This window comes from Ruegeria sp. AF8 (genome assembly GCF_056541825.1).
Window position 1 is genome coordinate 348,830 of record NZ_JBQFYW010000001.1, and the last position, 15,506, is coordinate 364,335.

Consider the following 15,506-nt stretch of genomic DNA (forward strand, 5'->3'; position numbering starts at 1 on the left):
TCAGAAACCGTAATACCGATAGCCCCGGTTGAACCTGTGGCTGCGGGCGGGGCGCTGTACCGGCACGTAATAGGGATAGTATCCATGGGCGCGGCGCTTGGCGCCTTTGTACCGGCGCGGCGCGTAAGGTTTGCTGTGATGCACTTTCGGCTTGCGTACATAGGGTTTGGGCTGCGGCGCGATGTAATAGCGGTGCACCCGGTGTTTGCTGCGGTCCTGCAGGCTCAGCGCGATGGCCCCCAGCGCGATGAATCCGGCGATATTGCTGTCGCGGTCATGGGCGGTGGCCGGGCCGGCGAAGAGGTTTGCCACCAAGGCCACCACCGCGCCGGTCGCCGCAAGTGATTCTGGTCTGAACATGAAAGCCTCCTTTTCAGGGTCGGCGGATCACGTCCAAGATGGGGGGAGTCGAGCCGAAAGGCCAATGAATTCGGGTCACGGTTTGGGGAAGCTCGGCCTCGCGAAGATTGGAGAGAGTGATGGTCGAGGCGCGATTTATCCGAGCCAATTGACGGACGATGGCATGTATCTTACGCTAACTCTTTCTAGCCAGGTGAGAGACCGAAAGCTTTTTTGTTTCAATGATTTAGATGATGGCGGCGAAGGAAATCAAACGAAATGAAGTTTTATCTGATAATATTGTTTTTCTCACTTACTGGCGAACCTGATTTTGGCCAGATTACAGGTGAAAGCTTTGATTATTTTTTTGAGTGCGAAGACCGAGGATGGGACGTTGTCGCAAAAATAAAGAAAGAAATTAGACATTCCAGCGATTTACATGCGTCGGTTGGGTATAGTTGCGTGGAACTGGTCGCCGGAGCCGACAAACGATACGGTAGTTTCAATATGACGCCGGAGCAGGAGTAGGTAGGTGTTCAATCTCATTGTGTCGTGATCGACTGAACGGTGGTTCGCAGCGTGATCCTGCATTGGATTGTTATGAACAAGAAAAACACCTTAGCGCGAAACCCGCCCCCACAAATCATATTCCCCGGCCTCATCCACCTCGACCGTCACGATATCCCCCGGCTTCAACGCCTCGAACCCTTCATCGATGAACAGGTTCCCGTCGATCTCGGGCGCGTCGGCCTTGGTGCGGCAGGTGGCGGCCTCGTCGTCGACCTCGTCCACGATCACCTCGATGGTCTGCCCCACCTTGGCGGCCAGTCTGGCCTCGGAAATCGCCTGTGCCTTTTCCATGAACCGTTCCCAGCGTTCCTGCTTGACCTCGGCGGGCACGTGATCGGGCAGGTCGTTTGACCGCGCGCCGTCGACGTTTTCGTATTGAAAACAGCCCACGCGATCCAGTTGCGCCTCGTCCATCCAGTCGAGCAGCGTCTGGAACTCGGCCTCGGTTTCACCGGGATAGCCCACGATGAAGGTCGAGCGCAGCGTGATGTCGGGGCACACGTCGCGCCAGGCCGCGATCTCGTCCAGCGTTTTTGCCGCCGCTGCAGGCCGCGCCATGCGTTTCAGCACATCCCCATGCGCATGCTGGAACGGAATATCCAGATAGGGCAGCACATTGCACCCCGCATCCGCCATCAGCGGGATCAGCTCGCGCACATGCGGGTAGGGGTAGACGTAGTGCAGCCGTACCCAGGCGTCGAACTGTCCCAGCTCGCGCGCCAGATCGGTGATGTGGCTGCGTACCTCTCGGTCTTTCCACGGGTTGATGTCGTATTTTCGGTCCAGCCCATAGGCCGAGGTATCCTGTGAAATCACCAGCAATTCGCGCACGCCGCTGTCGACCAGTTTCTCCGCCTCGCGCAGCACCGCATGGGCGGGGCGGCTGGCCAGTTTGCCACGCATGTCGGGAATGATGCAGAACTTGCATTTGTGGTTACAGCCCTCGGAAATCTTGAGATAGCTGTAGTGGCGCGGAGTCAGCCTGACGCCGGATGCGGGCAGCAGATCGACGAACGGGTCCGGGTCGGGCGGCACGGCAGTATGCACTGCATCCAGCACCTGTTCGTATTGATGCGGGCCGGTGACGGCCAGAATCCGGGGGTGATGCTCGCGGATGTAATCGGGCTCGGCACCCAGGCATCCCGTCACGATCACCTTGCCGTTTTCCACCAGCGCCTCACCGATGGCCTCCAGCGACTCCGCCTTGGCGCTGTCCAGAAACCCGCAGGTGTTCACGATCACGGCATCGGCCCCTGAATAGTCGGGTGAGATGCCATAGCCTTCGGCTCTGAGCCGCGTCAGGATGCGCTCGCTGTCGACCAGCGCCTTGGGGCAGCCCAGGGACACCATGCCGATGGTCGGCTGGCCTGCGCGCGGGGCGTCGGAAATGCGGGCGGCAGGCGCCAGATCGGGGCGGAGGTTCGGTGGGTTCGTGCTCATGGCGCGCATATAGTGGGGAACGTCGCCCCATGCAAATGTTGCGCGCGCAGGGCTGGCTTGCAATATGCAGGTAGTGGGCAAATAAGAGGAGCGGACTTATGCGCTGGCTGTTGCGGATCGTATTCATCCTGATTGCCGTGGTGGTTTTGACGGTCGGCGCGCTGCTGCTGATGCCGGGTGACAAACTGGGCGAAATCCTTGTCGACAAGATACAGGCGCAGACCGGGCGCGAATTGGTGCTGGGCGGCGATGTGCGCCTGACATTCTGGCCTGTGCTGGGGGTCGAGACCGGGCCGGTCACGCTGGGCAATGCCGAGTGGGCCGGGGACGCCCCGATGCTGAGCGCCAGCGGTCTGGCCGTCGGAGTCGACGCCGCCTCGTTGCTATCGGGGCAGGTGAAGATCAGGCAGATCGTGGCCAAGGATCCGGTCCTGCGGCTTGAAATTGCGGACGGGCGGGGCAACTGGGACTTCGGCCCGGTCCCGTCCCGGCCCGCGTCGGGCACATCCGGCGCATCCGGCACATCGGTTGCCCGGCAGGCAGTGACGCTGGACAGGTTGCAACTCATCAATGCGCGGCTGATCTACGTCGAGGATGGCACGACCCGCTTTGACTTTGACAAGGTGAACCTGACGGCCCGCTGGCCCTCAACCAAGGCTCCGCTGGCCGTTCAGGCTGAACGGGACGGGGTCGAGGCAAATCTTGCACTCTCGGACCTGCCCGCCTTTGCCGCCGGCGCCGCGACCGCATTGGACAGTGTTCTGACCGCTCCGGGTGGCCGCACCACCTTCGCCGGTACGGCCAATATCGCGGGTGAACTGTCTGGAAGGATCCGGGTCACGACCCCTGACAGCGCAGGATTTCTGGCGGCCCTCGGTCAGCCTGGCATGAGCCTTCCCGAAGGGCTGGGGCAGGTGGCGGATATTTCGGCGCAGGCGACCTATACCCGCGATGGCCGCCTTGCCTTGCGTGACCTCAAGGCCGATCTGGATCAGAACAGCCTTGCCGGCAAGGCCGATATCGTCCTTGGCAATCCGCCGCATGTCACGGCCCGTGTACGAACGGGGCGGCTCGATCTGTCGCGAACCGGCTCGGCGGGTCAGCCAGGCAGGGGCGGTGCATCGGAAGGCAGCAGCACGGACGGTTGGTCGAAGACGCCCATCGACGCCTCGCCTCTGGCGCTTGCAGACGGCGACATCCGGCTGGATGCCGAATCGATTTCCTTGCCGGGGCTGGAGGTGGGGCAAAGCCGGGTGACCCTCAGCCTCGAACGTTCGCGCGCGGTTCTGAAGATGAACCCGGTCACGCTGTTTTCCGGCAAACTGACCGGGAGGCTGATCGTCAACAACCGCAATGGCCTTTCGGTAAGGGGCAAGTTTCTTGGCCAGGATATAGATGTGCAGCAGGCCCTTTCGACCCTGGGCGGCGTCGAACGTCTGTCGGGGCTGGCATCGGCCGAACTGGAATTTCTGGGCGTCGGTGAGACTGAGGACCAGATCATGCGCTCGCTCTCGGGGCAGGGTCGCGTCGAGATGGGGCGCGGGGTGATTTCGGGTATCGATCTGGACAGTCTGATGGGGTCGGGCAAGGGCGCGGGCGGCACCACCGTATTCAACAGCCTGACCGCCAGCTACCGGATGGACAAGGGTAACCTGTTCAACACAGATCTGCTGATGCAGCTCGATAATTTCCGTGCCGATGGCGAGGGGCGCGTCGGGCTGGGCGCGCGCGATCTTGACTATCTGTTCACCCCGGTCGCCTTGCGCGCCAATGCCGGGGCCGGGCTGGCCGTGCCGGTGCGGATCGTGGGCCCCTGGGCCGATCCCAAAATCAGACCGGACCTGAGCCAGGTGATCAAGGCGGCGGCCGGCAAGAACCTCGAAGAGGTCGAAGCGCAGGCGAAGGAGCAGCTACGACAAAAGCTGAGCGAGGAACTCGATACCACCGTGACCGAAGATCAGGATGTCGAGGATCTGATCAAGGACCGGCTGAAGGGCGAGGCCCAGAAAGGGCTGCTCAAACTGCTGGGTGTGGATTAGGGGGCGCCGCCCGCGGCAGGCCGCCTTCCCCGGGGTAATTCGGACCAGACCGAAGCAGGATTTATCCACCGGCTTCCTTCTGGTGTCAAATACCCCGGAGCGCGAGGCAGAGCCTCGTAAAACAACCAAAGGCGTCAGATTGTCTGGTCGTACTCACCGACCCCCGGTTCGGTGCGGATCACCGCGTCGATATCGGCAAAGATCGAACGCATCTCGTCCTCGCTCTCGCTGCTTTCGCACACGACCACCAGGTTCGGCGTGTTCGACGAGGCCCGCACCAGCCCCCAGCTGCCATTGTCCAGAATCACCCGCGCGCCGTTCACGGTAACGATTTCCTTGATTGCACGCCCGGCAAAGTGCTCGCCGGCATCGTGTTTCGCGACCAGTTTGTCCACCAGGCGGGCAAGGATGTCGTATTTCTCGGTGTCGGCGGCATAGGGCGACATGGTGGGGGTGGACCAGGTTCTGGGCAGCGCCTTGCGCAGATCCGACATGGATTTGTCGGGGTTGCGGTCCAGCATCTTGCAAATCTCGACCGCCACCCGCATGCCGCAGTCATAGCCGCGGCCCACCGGTTCAGCCAGGAAATAATGGCCCGATTTCTCGAACCCGGCCAGCGCGCCGGTTTCCTTGACCCGGCGTTTCATGTGGCTGTGACCGGTTTTCCAGTAATCGGCCTGAACACCGTTTTTCCGCAATTCGGGATCCGATGCGAACAGACCGGTCGATTTCACATCCGCCACGAACGTCGCGCCGGGATGCAGTTTCGACAGGTCCCGCGCCATGATCACGCCGACCTTGTCGGCGAAAATCTCTTCGCCTTCGTCGTCGACCACGCCGCAGCGGTCGCCGTCACCGTCAAAGCCAAGTGCCAGATCGGCGCCGGAAGCCCTTACCGTGGCGGCCATGTCATGCAGCATCTCCATGGCCTCGGGATTGGGGTTGTAATGCGGAAAGGTGTAGTCCAGCCGGTTATGGCTGGGAACCACTTCGACGCCCATGCGCTCAAATATTTCGGGCGCAAAGGCCGATGCGGTGCCGTTGCCGGTGGCGCAGACCACCTTGAGCGGGCGGGACATGCGGAAATCGCCGACCAGATCGTCGATATAGGCCTCTTTCACCCCCTCCACGAATTCGTAAGCGCCGCCCGGGCGTGCCACGCCTTCGCCGTTCAGCACGATGTCGCGCAGTTCGGCCATTTCATCCGGGCCGTGGGTCAGGGGGCGGTCAAAGCCCATCTTGACCCCCGTCCAGCCGTTGGGGTTGTGGCTGGCCGTCACCATCGCGACGGCCGGAACATTCAGGTGGAACTGCGCGAAATAGGCCATGGGGCTCAGGCTGGGGCCGATGTCCTTGACCTGAATGCCGGCCTGCATCAGCCCCAGGATGAGGGCATTCTTGATCGACAGCGAATAGTCGCGGTAATCGTTGCCCACAGCGATCACCGGCGCGACGCCGCGCTTGTGCATCTGGGTGCCCAGCCCCAGCCCAAGCGCCGTCATGCCGGGTAGGTTGATCTCGTCGGGGTATTTCCAGCGTGCGTCATATTCGCGAAAACCCGTGGGCCTGATCATCGGGTCGCGCAGGAAATTCCATGTATTCGGGGTCACATCGGCAATGGGCTTGGTCATTTGAAACTCTTTCACGGGAACTCAGATTGAAATCGGGTTTGCCTTGGCCAGCTTGTCGAACCGCATCAGTGTCTCGATCAGGCGTGGCATGTCATCCAGCGGAATCATGTTCGGCCCGTCCGATGGTGCATTGTCCGGGTCCTGGTGGGTTTCAATGAACACTGCGCCAATGCCCAGCGACACCGCCGCCCGCGCCATCACCGGCGCAAATTCGCGCTGACCCCCGGACGACCCGCCGCGCCCGCCGGGCTGTTGCACCGAATGGGTGGCGTCCATCACCACCGGATAACCCGTCTGCGCCATCTGCGGCAGCGACCGCATGTCGGCCACCAGGGTGTTGTATCCGAACGAGGTTCCGCGCTCGGTCAACAGGATGTTGGTATTGCCGGTGCTTTCGATCTTTTCGACGATGTTGGGCATCTCCCAAGGGGCCAGGAACTGGCCCTTTTTGACATTGACCGCGGCGCCGGTGTTGCCCGCGGCCAGCAGCATATCGGTCTGGCGGCACAGAAAGGCCGGGATCTGCAGGATATCGGCCGCCTCTGCCGCGATGGCGCATTGCGCCTCGGTATGCACATCGGTCAGCACCGGGATGCCCATGGTTTTGCGAAGATCGTCCAGCACTTTCAGGCCCGCGTCGATGCCCATGCCGCGCTTGCCGCCCAGCGAGGTTCGGTTGGCCTTGTCATAGCTGGCCTTGAACACATACTGCGCGCCGGCGGCATCGCAGGCTTCTTTCATCTTTCCGGCGATCATCTGCGCGTGATCGGCGGTCTCAAGCTGGCACGGGCCCGCGATAAGGGTGAGCGGGAGGTCGTTGCCGACCATCAGATCGGCGATTTTCAAATGTTTCATGGGCCTTACGAGGATACCTGTTCACGAAGGATCGACGCGGTAAGCGAGATCATGAGGTAGATACCAGCAAAAAGCAGGAATGCCAAAATCGTATTTTCGAACTTTCGCGGATAGCTGGGATCGTCGCTGGGAACCGGGTTTACGAAAACCGTCAGATAGCGGACCTGCCGGTTGGCCTCGATCCGCGTGGTTTCCATTTGCTGCAATGCGGTTTGCAGGATCAGGTCGCGCGACGCCAGATCGGCCTGCGCCATCTGGATGCGTACGTTCAGCTGCGCCAGCGAATTTTCGCCGTTCGACGCGTCGAGCATTTCGGCATTGAGCGATGCCAGCACCGCCTCCAGTCGTTGGATATCCGCTTGGGCGCCGTCGACCTTGGCCTTGTTCGGGCGCGCGTTGTCCAGCAATGCGGCCAGTTCAAGCTCCTTGTCCTGCAACTGCACCTCGACCTGGTCGATCCGCGCGCGCAGGCTGGCAATCACGCTGGCCGGGTCCAGTATCGCACCTTCCTGCTGCAATTGGACCAGTGCCTCCTGCGCGTTGCGCCGTTCGGCCTGCGCCATTTCGAAACTGTCGCGCGCGTCCTTCATCTGGTCATCGCGCTTTTGCTCGGACAGGTCGTTCACCCGTTTTTCGGCATACGAGATCAGTTTCTCGGAATACTCCGTGGCCACCAGCGGATCGGGGGCGATCACTTCCATCCGGATGACACCCTCGGTCGGGTCATAGCCGAGCTTCACCGATCGCTTGTAAATCTTGTAGGCCGCCTCGTTGCTGGCATCCACAGGCAGGCGCTGAATCTCGTCGATCCAGGATTGCTGGAACTGCGATTTGAACCCGACGTCGCGATCCAAAAGCAGCATTGCCTCTTTCGATTCCAGGAAAGACTGGACCGAGATCGAATCCTGACTGGTGGCGAACTGGGTGCCTGCAAACAGGCTGCCAACGCTGCCCAGTGCTCCGTCAGCCTGCAGGATGACAAACTCGGACTTGGTCGAAAACATCGGCGTGGCGTAACGATAGAAATAGGTGCCGACCAGTATCGTCGGCAGCAGGACGAACACCATCAGACGGGCCATAAGGCCGAAAATCTTCCGGCGTCTGCGCCGCGCGATGTCGCGCTGGATCTTGCCGATTTCCATCTCGCGGCGCTGCGCCGGGCTAAGCTCGGTCGAGGGCAGCGTTTCGCGCCGCTGGCGCACCGTTTGCGGCAACTGTATCCGGTCCCGGGGCGGATCTTCGGACGAAGGGGTTTGAGTAACCACCAGATCGAGAACGTTGGAACGGCCGGTCGGATCGATCCCCTTTTGCCGCAGCAAGCGCACCGCGTCATAGTCCGAAGCCGCGGGAAGCTTGTGCTTTTGCGCCAGCCGCCGGGCCATGCGCAGCTGCCGCCCGGTCAGCCCTTCGCGCTTGATGGCCTCCAGCTCTTCGCCGACCTGCATCCCGGCCTCCTGCTGGCCCAAGGCGCGGCGAATCCGTTCCGCCGGGGAAAGCTGCCCGGCCTCGGTCTGGTCCTGCGGGGGCGTCTGCCCGTCCTCTCCCGCACCGGATGCCTGTTCGCGGCGGATGCGGTATTTTCTAGCCTTGGGTTTGGTAGTCATAAAGCTGCTTGGCCTCTTCCAAGGTGTCAAACTGGTATAGCTGCCCGTCTTGCAGCACGGCGGCCTGATGCGCGAATTTCTCCAGAATTTCGGGGCTGTGGGACACGATCACAATGGTCGTCGTACGCAAGCGTTCCTGCAGAATCGACCCCGCCTTTCTGTTGAATTCCACGTCCGTCGTCGCGGGCATGCCTTCGTCGATCAGGTACATGTCGAAATCGAGCGCCAGCATCAACGCAAATGTGAACCGCGCCCGCATGCCCGACGAATAAGTGCCCAGGGGCTGTTCGAAATACTCTCCCAGATCGCACAGCCATCGGCAATAGGCTTCGACATAATCCGGATCCATCCCGTAAATCTTGGCGATATAGCGCGCATTTTCCATCGCCGAGATCCGGCTGATGACACCGCCCATGAAACCCAGCGGGAACGAAATGTTGCATTCGCGGCGAATAACACCCTCATCCGGTTTTTCCAGCCCCGCCATCATGTTGATCAGCGTCGTCTTGCCGGTGCCGTTCGGTGCCAGGATGCCCAGCGATTTGCCCAACTCGACACGAAAGGACACCCGGTCAAGGATCACCTTGCGCTGGGTTCCGGTCCAGAAGGACTTGCTGACATTTTCGAACTCTAACATCGTGCGTCTGCTGCCGCGTGGCGCTTGTCGTTTTGGCTCGGAGCGGACCATTGCCTTTGTTGGCCGCGTGCCGGTTACACTTTCATCTTGGCCACATTATGTCGAAATGTGAAACAAATGATCAACGCGCGATTGACGCGCCCTGCCGAAAACAGAGCCATGCGGTCACTTGCCGCCGGCATTACGGAGGCAATTGCCACAAGTCGCCCTGACCGAGAGGAATGTGCAATGACATCGACCGTGGCCCGGGAAATCAGCGCCTGCCGCCTGTGTGCCGACGCGTTTGCGGCCACCGCGACCGCGCATGAGCCGCGCCCGGTCGTCTGGTTCCGGCCGGGCGCGCGTATCCTGATCGCGGGCCAGGCACCCGGCGCACGGGTCCATGCCTCGGGGCGCCCCTTCACCGACCCCTCGGGCGACCGGCTGCGCGATTGGCTGGGGCTGGATGCGGATACTTTCTATGACCTGTCCCGTGTTGCTGTGGTGCCCATGGCGTTCTGCTTTCCGGGATATGATGCGCGCAATGCCGACCTGCCGCCGCCGCCTGTCTGCCGCCGCACCTGGCACGACCGCGTCATGGACGAACTGGGAGAGATGCCGCTGACCGTTCTGGTCGGCGGGCACGCCCACAAATATCATCTACGCGCCCGCAGCCCGGTGACCGAAACCGTACGCAACTGGCGGGACCATGCGCCGCGGGTGTTTGCCTTGCCACATCCCTCCTGGCGCAATACGGGATGGCTGAAGAAACACCCGTGGTTCGAGGCGGAACTTCTACCGGTTCTGCGCGCCCGGGTGCAGGAGGTTCTGAATGACTGAATCAACCGCCCTGGATGCCGCGCATGCGGAAATGGAGGCCGCGCCCGAAAACGATGCGGCCCGATTGCGGTTCTACGAACGGCTGGCCGACAGCGAGCTGTTTTTGTTGCTGACCGAAGAGGCGCAGGGCGAAAATATCTCTCCCGAGCTTTTCGACGTGGCCGATGGCCGGTTCGTGCTGGCGTTCGACCGGGAGGAAAGGCTGGCCCGGTTCGCCGGACGTCCTGCGCCCTACGCGGCGCTGTCCGGGCGGGTGCTGTCGTCGATGCTGGCAGGGCAGGGGATTGGTCTGGGACTGAACCTCGAAGTCGCCCCGTCGTCGATCCTGATCCCGGCCGAGGCGCTGGCCTGGCTCAGCGACACGCTCCGCCACGCACCGGACGAAGTGCTGGCCCGGATCACGGGGTTCTTTCCCCCGAAGGGCCTGCCGGAGTCATTGATCGAAGCGCTCGACGCCAAGCTCGCGACCGCCGCCGGTCTGGCGCAGTCGGCCTTTCTGGCCGCAACGGTGCACGAAGACGGCAGGCGGGGGCATTTGCTGGCCTTTGTCGGCGCGGTGGACGGGGCGCAGGGCGCTCTGGCCAAGGCCGCCTCCGAGGCTCTGACGTTTTCCGGAATCGAAGCCGGGACGATGGATGTCGGTTTTTTCTCCGCCGATGACGGGGCGGTCGAGAAACTGTCGAACACAGGCCTGCGTTTTGATCTGCCGCAGCCCGAGGTCCCGCATTTGGAACGCCCCGCTCCGGGCAGCGACCCCGCGAAACCGCCGATCCTCAGGTGAAATGGAACTAGGCGTGTCGAAACGCCTTGTCAGCGCGGCGGCAAATGCCGCACGCTGCGCATCCACAAATGCCACAACGCGGTTCTGCAACCGCGTTGTCAGTCGTTTCGAAGCGGCCTGCCCACCGGCGACCGGGCATTACTCCGCCGCGTCTTCCAGCTTGTCCTGCGTGCGGGTTTCGAAATCCGATGCCGCGTGCCGTTCGCGCAGTTGGAACTTCGGCTCTCCCGAGGTCCGGTTGACCATGCGGCCCCGGCTCACGGCGGGCCGGGCGTCGATCTGTCTGGCCCAGCGGATCACGTTCTCATAGCTTTCCACATCCAGGAACTCGGCCGCGCCATAGTTCCGGCCCAGAACCAGTTGCCCATACCAGGGCCAGATCGCCATGTCGGCAATTGAATAGTCGTCGCCCGCGACAAAGGTCTTGCCCGCCAGTTCCCGGTCCAGCACGTCCAGTTGCCGCTTGACCTCCATCGTGAAGCGGTTGATCGGGTATTCCCATTTCTCAGGCGCATAAGCGTAAAAATGACCGAAGCCGCCCCCCAGATAGGGCGCGCTGCCCATCTGCCAGAACAGCCAGTTCATCACTTCGGTCCGCGCCGCGCCGCCTTCGGGCAGGAAGGCTCCGAATTTCTCGGCCAGATGGACCAGGATCGACCCGCTTTCGAACACTCTCACAGGTTCATCGCCGGACCGGTCCAGAAGCGCCGGGATCTTGGAATTCGGATTGAGCTCGACGAACCCCGTGCCGAACTGTTCGCCATCCCCGATCTGGATCAGCCATGCGTCATATTCCGCCCCCTCATGTCCCAGCTCCAGCAATTCCTCGAGCATAACCGTCACTTTCACCCCGTTCGGGGTGGCCAGCGAATAAAGCTGCAAAGGGTGCTTGCCGACCGGAAGATCCTTGTCATGGGTCGCACCTGCGACGGGTCGGTTGATATTGGCGAATTGTCCGCCATTGTCCTGCTCCCACACCCAGACCTTTGGTGGTGTATAGGGGGTTTGATTGCTCATTCGGCGCCTCATCAGTTCTGTCGTGCCATCCGGCTGTTCCCGCGTTCAGTTAATGTTTCATTTTTCGAAGTCCACCCCAACAGGCAGATTAAAAATCCTGTAACATTTTCCGGTTTCGGATCACGAAATGCCGTTGCCCCTCACAGAGGCGCGAGGTCCCCTTCGATATCGCGGCAAATCACATATTGTCGTCGCAATTCAAACCACGCCGCGACACGGCGCACTGAAACCCGAAAGGACCCATTTGATGAAAAGTCTTCTTGTTGCGCTGGCCGCGACCGCCGCTCTTGCCCTTCCGGCCTATGCCGGCCCGCAATATGTCGATGGAACCGGCTATGCCGTCTCGGGCTACGATGTCGTCGCCTATCGCGGCCTGAACCAGTCGGCGGTCGGCAGCGAACAGCCCGAGGGCGTCAAGGGCAATGCCGCCATCACCGCCGACTACAACGGCGCGACCTGGGCTTTCGCCAGCGAAGAGAACCGCGAAAAGTTTCTCGCCAATCCCGAATATTACTCACCGCAATATGACGGCCACTGCGCCTATGGCGTATCGCGTGGCGGCAAGGTTCCGGGCAATCCGAACCTGTGGCGGATCGTGGACGACAAGCTGTATCTGAACATCACCAAAAATGTCGTCGGTTTCTGGGAGGAGGACATTTCCGGAAATATCGATCTGGCCGGGAACAACTGGCCGGGTATCGAACCCGACGCGGCGTCGACCAGCGTGATCCCGAACTTTACCTCTAGCGCTCCGGTCAAATAGAGCAGGCGCATTTCCGTGCAGTGAATTGGCCCGGTTTAAGTGCCGGGCCTTTCTTTTTTGGACCAAGCACGTGGCCTGCGGTCTTTTGCACCAGCAGTACCAGGTCGCTCTGTGATCGATCCGTCAGCTCTCCGCGCGGACCAGCGGGGTCAGGAGTTCGAACTTGAACACAAAAAAAAACCACGCCGGTTCCGGCGTGGTTTTGAACAATAGGGCCTGCGCGTGTTCAGCGCCGCCGGTCGCGGCGGGCGCTCATCGGTTGAAAGGCGACGCCCACATGCGCCTCGCAATAGGGTTTGCCCTGTTCCACCGGCAGGCCACAGAACCAGAAATCCTCGGTCGCGGGATCGCCGACCGGCCATTTGCAGGTGCGCTCGGTCAGTTCCATCAGCGTCAGCTTCTTGGCCTTTTTCTCGATCTCGTTGACCTTGGCCAGTGCCTCTGGGCTGATTTCATTGGCCGAGGGCTGCGGCGGCAGCGGCTGGCCCGCCGGGATGATCTGGCGGCGCGCAGGCGCAGCCGGTTTGGCCTCGGCGGCGGGTGCCGGGGCCGGACGGGCCGGTTCGGTTTTGGGCGCGGGTTTCGGCTTGGCCTCCGCCTTGGGGGCGGGGGCCGGTTTCTCCTTGGGTTCCGGTTTGGCCGCCGCGCCGCCGGTCGCACGGTTCGACAGGCCCAGCCGGTGCACCTTGCCGATCACCGCGTTTCGGGTCACCCCGCCCAGTTCCTTGGCGATCTGGCTGGCCGACTGGCCTTCGCCCCACATTTTCTTGAGCAGTTCTACGCGCTCGTCAGTCCAGGACATCGGTTGCCTTTCAAAAGCGGGAAAGCGGCCCCCTAAAACGCGGCCGCCTTCGGAATTCGTCATCGCGCCCTATTCTAATCACTGCGAGCCGAGTTACAAGCAGTCTTCGAATCAGATGGTGGGCGGATGATGCAGTATTTCATGGATCGGGGCGAGGCGCGCTTTGGCCGCATCAACTGGATGGGCCTCTATACGCTGGCGCAGCGCGAGGTGCAGCGCTTTCTTGCAGTCTGGACCCAGACCCTACTGGCGCCTCTGGTCACCGCCGGTCTGTTCCTGCTGATCTTCAACATCGCCATCGGGCCGGGCCGTCCCGATGTGATGGGGGTGCCGTTCCTGACCTTTCTGGCGCCGGGGATCATGATGATGACGGTGATCCAGAACGCTTTTGCAAATACCTCGTCCTCGATGGTGATCGCCAAGGTGCAGGGCAATATCGTCGATACGCTTATGCCACCCCTGTCGCCGCTGGAGATATTGCTGGGCTACCTTGCAGGGGGGATCGCCCGCGGCGTGCTGATTGCCCTGGCGGTCAGCGTGGCGCTGGCGCTGGTTCTGGGTCTGGTGCCACAGCACCCGTTCGTTGCATTGGCCTTTGTCATACTCGGGGGCGCCTTCATGGGGGCGCTGGGCCTGTTTGCCGGGATTTTCGCCAACAAGTTCGACCAGATGGCGGCGATCACGAATTTCATCGTCACACCGCTGGCCTTTCTGTCCGGCACCTTCTATTCGGTCGAGGCGCTGCCGCCGGTTCTCAACCGGCTGTCACATGGAAACCCGGTCTTTTACCTGATCGACGGGCTGCGCTATGGGATGATCGGCGTTTCCGACAGCCCCCCAACCGTCGGATTGGCGATCTGCGCGGTGGCGACGTTCGCGATTTGTTGTGTCACCTGGCAAATGATCAGAACCGGATACCGGCTCAAGTCCTAGGCTGTATTGGGCTTCGCCAACACACCCGGCCCCGGCGACGTGCGCGGCCGTCCCAGCCGGGGGTGCAGCCGCGCCGCGATCCGCCATGCGCCGTACAGGGCCACGCCGCCGGCCGCAAAGACACCGGCAATCGGCGTGAACAGCAAGACCACCGAGGCGACGCCGGGGGTCAGAATGCCGGACACGTCCCGGTAGCTGGAGTAGATCGCCGACATCTCCGTGCGCTCCGAAGGTTTGACCGCCAGAAGGAACGGTAGCCCGGCACAGATATCCAGAACGATCAGCCAGACCGAGCCAATGACAAGAACGGCGACCGAAGCGGCGGGCCATCCCGACAGGGCGCCCGCCCCCGCGTAACAGGCCGCGCAGGCCAGAAAACCGATGCGGACGGCGCTGCGCAATGACCGTCCCTGCACCCAGCGCAGGATCAGCGGCGCGGCGAACAGCATGGCGTTGGTCAGCGACAGCAGGATACCGCCCAACTGCTCGCCCAGCCCATTCTGAATGGCGAAAATCGGCAGATAGACCACATAGATCCACCAGCCGCAGGACCGGATCATGGCGAACAAATACCCGGCGACAAGCCTCGGCTGCGCGAAAAAGCGCGGCAGAAAGGCCAGTGGGTTGCGGGCCGGGCTGCGCGCCTTGGTAATCAGCTTTCCATTGCCCAGCCGCAGCGCCCAGAACACCGCAAGCATGATGACCGCCGCCACGCCGCTGATGACAAACGGGGCGGGCGGCCAGATCTCCATCAGCAACACCCCGGCCATCGGTCCGGCGGTCCAGCCCGCCGCGCTATAGAACATCCGGCTGGTCTCGCATTTGCCCAACTCGATCCGGTCGATATAGTCCAATACATAGGCGTTGAAGCAGATAAAGGTCACCACCGCCGCCATCGTGTTCAGCGCCAGCGCGGCGATGACCGCCTCGGCACTGCCCATCGTGGCCAGCCCGGCACCTCCGATATACATCAGACACCCGCCGGTATAAGCCCAGCGGCGCGGGACAAAGCGGACGGCAAAGGGCACCATCAACCCGGCCACAAGCGACATGATCCCCACCAGGAAATACATAAACGAAACCATCGCCGCATCGCTCAGCGCCCGGTACATCGCCAGCGGAAAGACTGAGATCAGAATGCCGCGCACTACGGCTTCGAGACCGGCGAGGATGCCGAAGTCGCGAACCGAAGGGGCGGGGGCGTGGCGGACCCACTCTGGAATGCGCTTTTCGTGCATAAGGTAAACTCTCTAATCAAGCCGTGTCAGGTTGCCGA

15 protein-coding genes are annotated in these 15,506 nt (G+C 61.9%); 6 read left to right on the forward strand and 9 right to left on the reverse strand.

The annotated features are described in order from the left end of the window. Positions 1-360: a hypothetical protein gene (locus tag ACR0AO_RS01690; RefSeq protein ID WP_480599115.1), complete on the reverse strand. Its 360-nt coding sequence runs from the start codon at positions 358-360 to the stop codon at positions 1-3. 258 nt (positions 361-618) lie between these two features. Between ACR0AO_RS01690 and ACR0AO_RS01695 the strand changes: the two genes are divergently transcribed. Next, positions 619-867, forward strand: coding sequence for a hypothetical protein (locus ACR0AO_RS01695; protein WP_480599117.1), 249 nt, complete (start codon positions 619-621; stop codon positions 865-867). 90 nt (positions 868-957) lie between these two features. Here ACR0AO_RS01695 and rimO read toward each other — a convergent pair whose 3' ends face one another. After that, the gene (gene rimO / locus ACR0AO_RS01700) at positions 958-2,349 is read right to left on the reverse strand and encodes a 30S ribosomal protein S12 methylthiotransferase RimO (protein WP_480599119.1); all 1,392 of its coding nucleotides are present in this window, start codon (positions 2,347-2,349) and stop codon (positions 958-960) included. A gap of 98 nt (positions 2,350-2,447) precedes the next feature. Between rimO and ACR0AO_RS01705 the strand changes: the two genes are divergently transcribed. After that, positions 2,448-4,388 (forward strand): AsmA family protein, encoded by a 1,941-nt coding sequence (locus tag ACR0AO_RS01705; RefSeq protein ID WP_480599121.1) that lies wholly within the window; start codon positions 2,448-2,450, stop codon positions 4,386-4,388. A gap of 134 nt (positions 4,389-4,522) precedes the next feature. Here the strand turns inward: ACR0AO_RS01705 and ACR0AO_RS01710 are convergent, their stop codons facing one another. The 4 genes from ACR0AO_RS01710 to ACR0AO_RS01725 are packed head-to-tail and all read right to left on the reverse strand — an operon-like array spanning position 4,523 to position 9,115. Continuing rightward, positions 4,523-6,019 (reverse strand): phosphomannomutase/phosphoglucomutase, encoded by a 1,497-nt coding sequence (locus ACR0AO_RS01710; RefSeq protein WP_480599123.1) that lies wholly within the window; start codon positions 6,017-6,019, stop codon positions 4,523-4,525. Positions 6,020-6,040: 21 nt separating this feature from the next. Further along, on the reverse strand, positions 6,041-6,874 hold the full coding sequence (gene kdsA, locus ACR0AO_RS01715; RefSeq protein WP_480599125.1) for a 3-deoxy-8-phosphooctulonate synthase: 834 nt from the start codon (positions 6,872-6,874) through the stop codon (positions 6,041-6,043). A 5-nt stretch (positions 6,875-6,879) separates the two neighbouring features. Beyond that, the gene (locus tag ACR0AO_RS01720) at positions 6,880-8,478 is read right to left on the reverse strand and encodes a KpsE/RkpR family capsule polysaccharide export protein (protein WP_480599127.1); all 1,599 of its coding nucleotides are present in this window, start codon (positions 8,476-8,478) and stop codon (positions 6,880-6,882) included. Further along, positions 8,456-9,115: an ABC transporter ATP-binding protein gene (locus ACR0AO_RS01725; RefSeq protein WP_480599129.1), complete on the reverse strand. Its 660-nt coding sequence runs from the start codon at positions 9,113-9,115 to the stop codon at positions 8,456-8,458. The genes ACR0AO_RS01720 and ACR0AO_RS01725 overlap by 23 nt, the downstream gene beginning before the upstream one ends. 228 nt (positions 9,116-9,343) lie before the next feature. Between ACR0AO_RS01725 and ACR0AO_RS01730 the strand changes: the two genes are divergently transcribed. Further along, positions 9,344-9,934 carry a uracil-DNA glycosylase family protein gene (locus tag ACR0AO_RS01730; RefSeq protein ID WP_480599131.1) on the forward strand — a complete coding sequence of 197 codons (591 nt, stop codon included), beginning with the start codon at positions 9,344-9,346 and terminating at the stop codon, positions 9,932-9,934. After that, on the forward strand, positions 9,927-10,715 hold the full coding sequence (locus ACR0AO_RS01735; RefSeq protein WP_480599134.1) for an SseB family protein: 789 nt from the start codon (positions 9,927-9,929) through the stop codon (positions 10,713-10,715). The genes ACR0AO_RS01730 and ACR0AO_RS01735 overlap by 8 nt, the downstream gene beginning before the upstream one ends. 138 nt (positions 10,716-10,853) lie before the next feature. Here ACR0AO_RS01735 and yghU read toward each other — a convergent pair whose 3' ends face one another. Beyond that, positions 10,854-11,732, reverse strand: a complete 879-nt coding sequence (gene yghU / locus ACR0AO_RS01740) for a glutathione-dependent disulfide-bond oxidoreductase (protein ID WP_480599138.1) — start codon at positions 11,730-11,732, stop codon at positions 10,854-10,856. A gap of 247 nt (positions 11,733-11,979) precedes the next feature. On the opposite strand from yghU, the gene ACR0AO_RS01745 reads away from it, so the two are divergent. Next, positions 11,980-12,495 carry a YHS domain-containing (seleno)protein gene (locus ACR0AO_RS01745; RefSeq protein WP_480599141.1) on the forward strand — a complete coding sequence of 172 codons (516 nt, stop codon included), beginning with the start codon at positions 11,980-11,982 and terminating at the stop codon, positions 12,493-12,495. A 226-nt stretch (positions 12,496-12,721) separates the two neighbouring features. On the opposite strand, the gene ACR0AO_RS01750 is transcribed toward ACR0AO_RS01745, so the two are convergent. Further along, complete coding sequence (locus tag ACR0AO_RS01750) at positions 12,722-13,297, reverse strand: GcrA family cell cycle regulator (protein WP_480599143.1); 576 nt, start codon at positions 13,295-13,297, stop codon at positions 12,722-12,724. Between the two features lie 126 nt (positions 13,298-13,423). On the opposite strand from ACR0AO_RS01750, the gene ACR0AO_RS01755 reads away from it, so the two are divergent. Further along, positions 13,424-14,230, forward strand: coding sequence for an ABC transporter permease (locus tag ACR0AO_RS01755; RefSeq protein WP_480599145.1), 807 nt, complete (start codon positions 13,424-13,426; stop codon positions 14,228-14,230). Here ACR0AO_RS01755 and ACR0AO_RS01760 read toward each other — a convergent pair. Beyond that, positions 14,227-15,468: an MFS transporter gene (locus ACR0AO_RS01760; protein ID WP_480599147.1), complete on the reverse strand. Its 1,242-nt coding sequence runs from the start codon at positions 15,466-15,468 to the stop codon at positions 14,227-14,229. The genes ACR0AO_RS01755 and ACR0AO_RS01760 overlap by 4 nt on opposite strands. Positions 15,469-15,506: the final 38 nt, after the last annotated feature.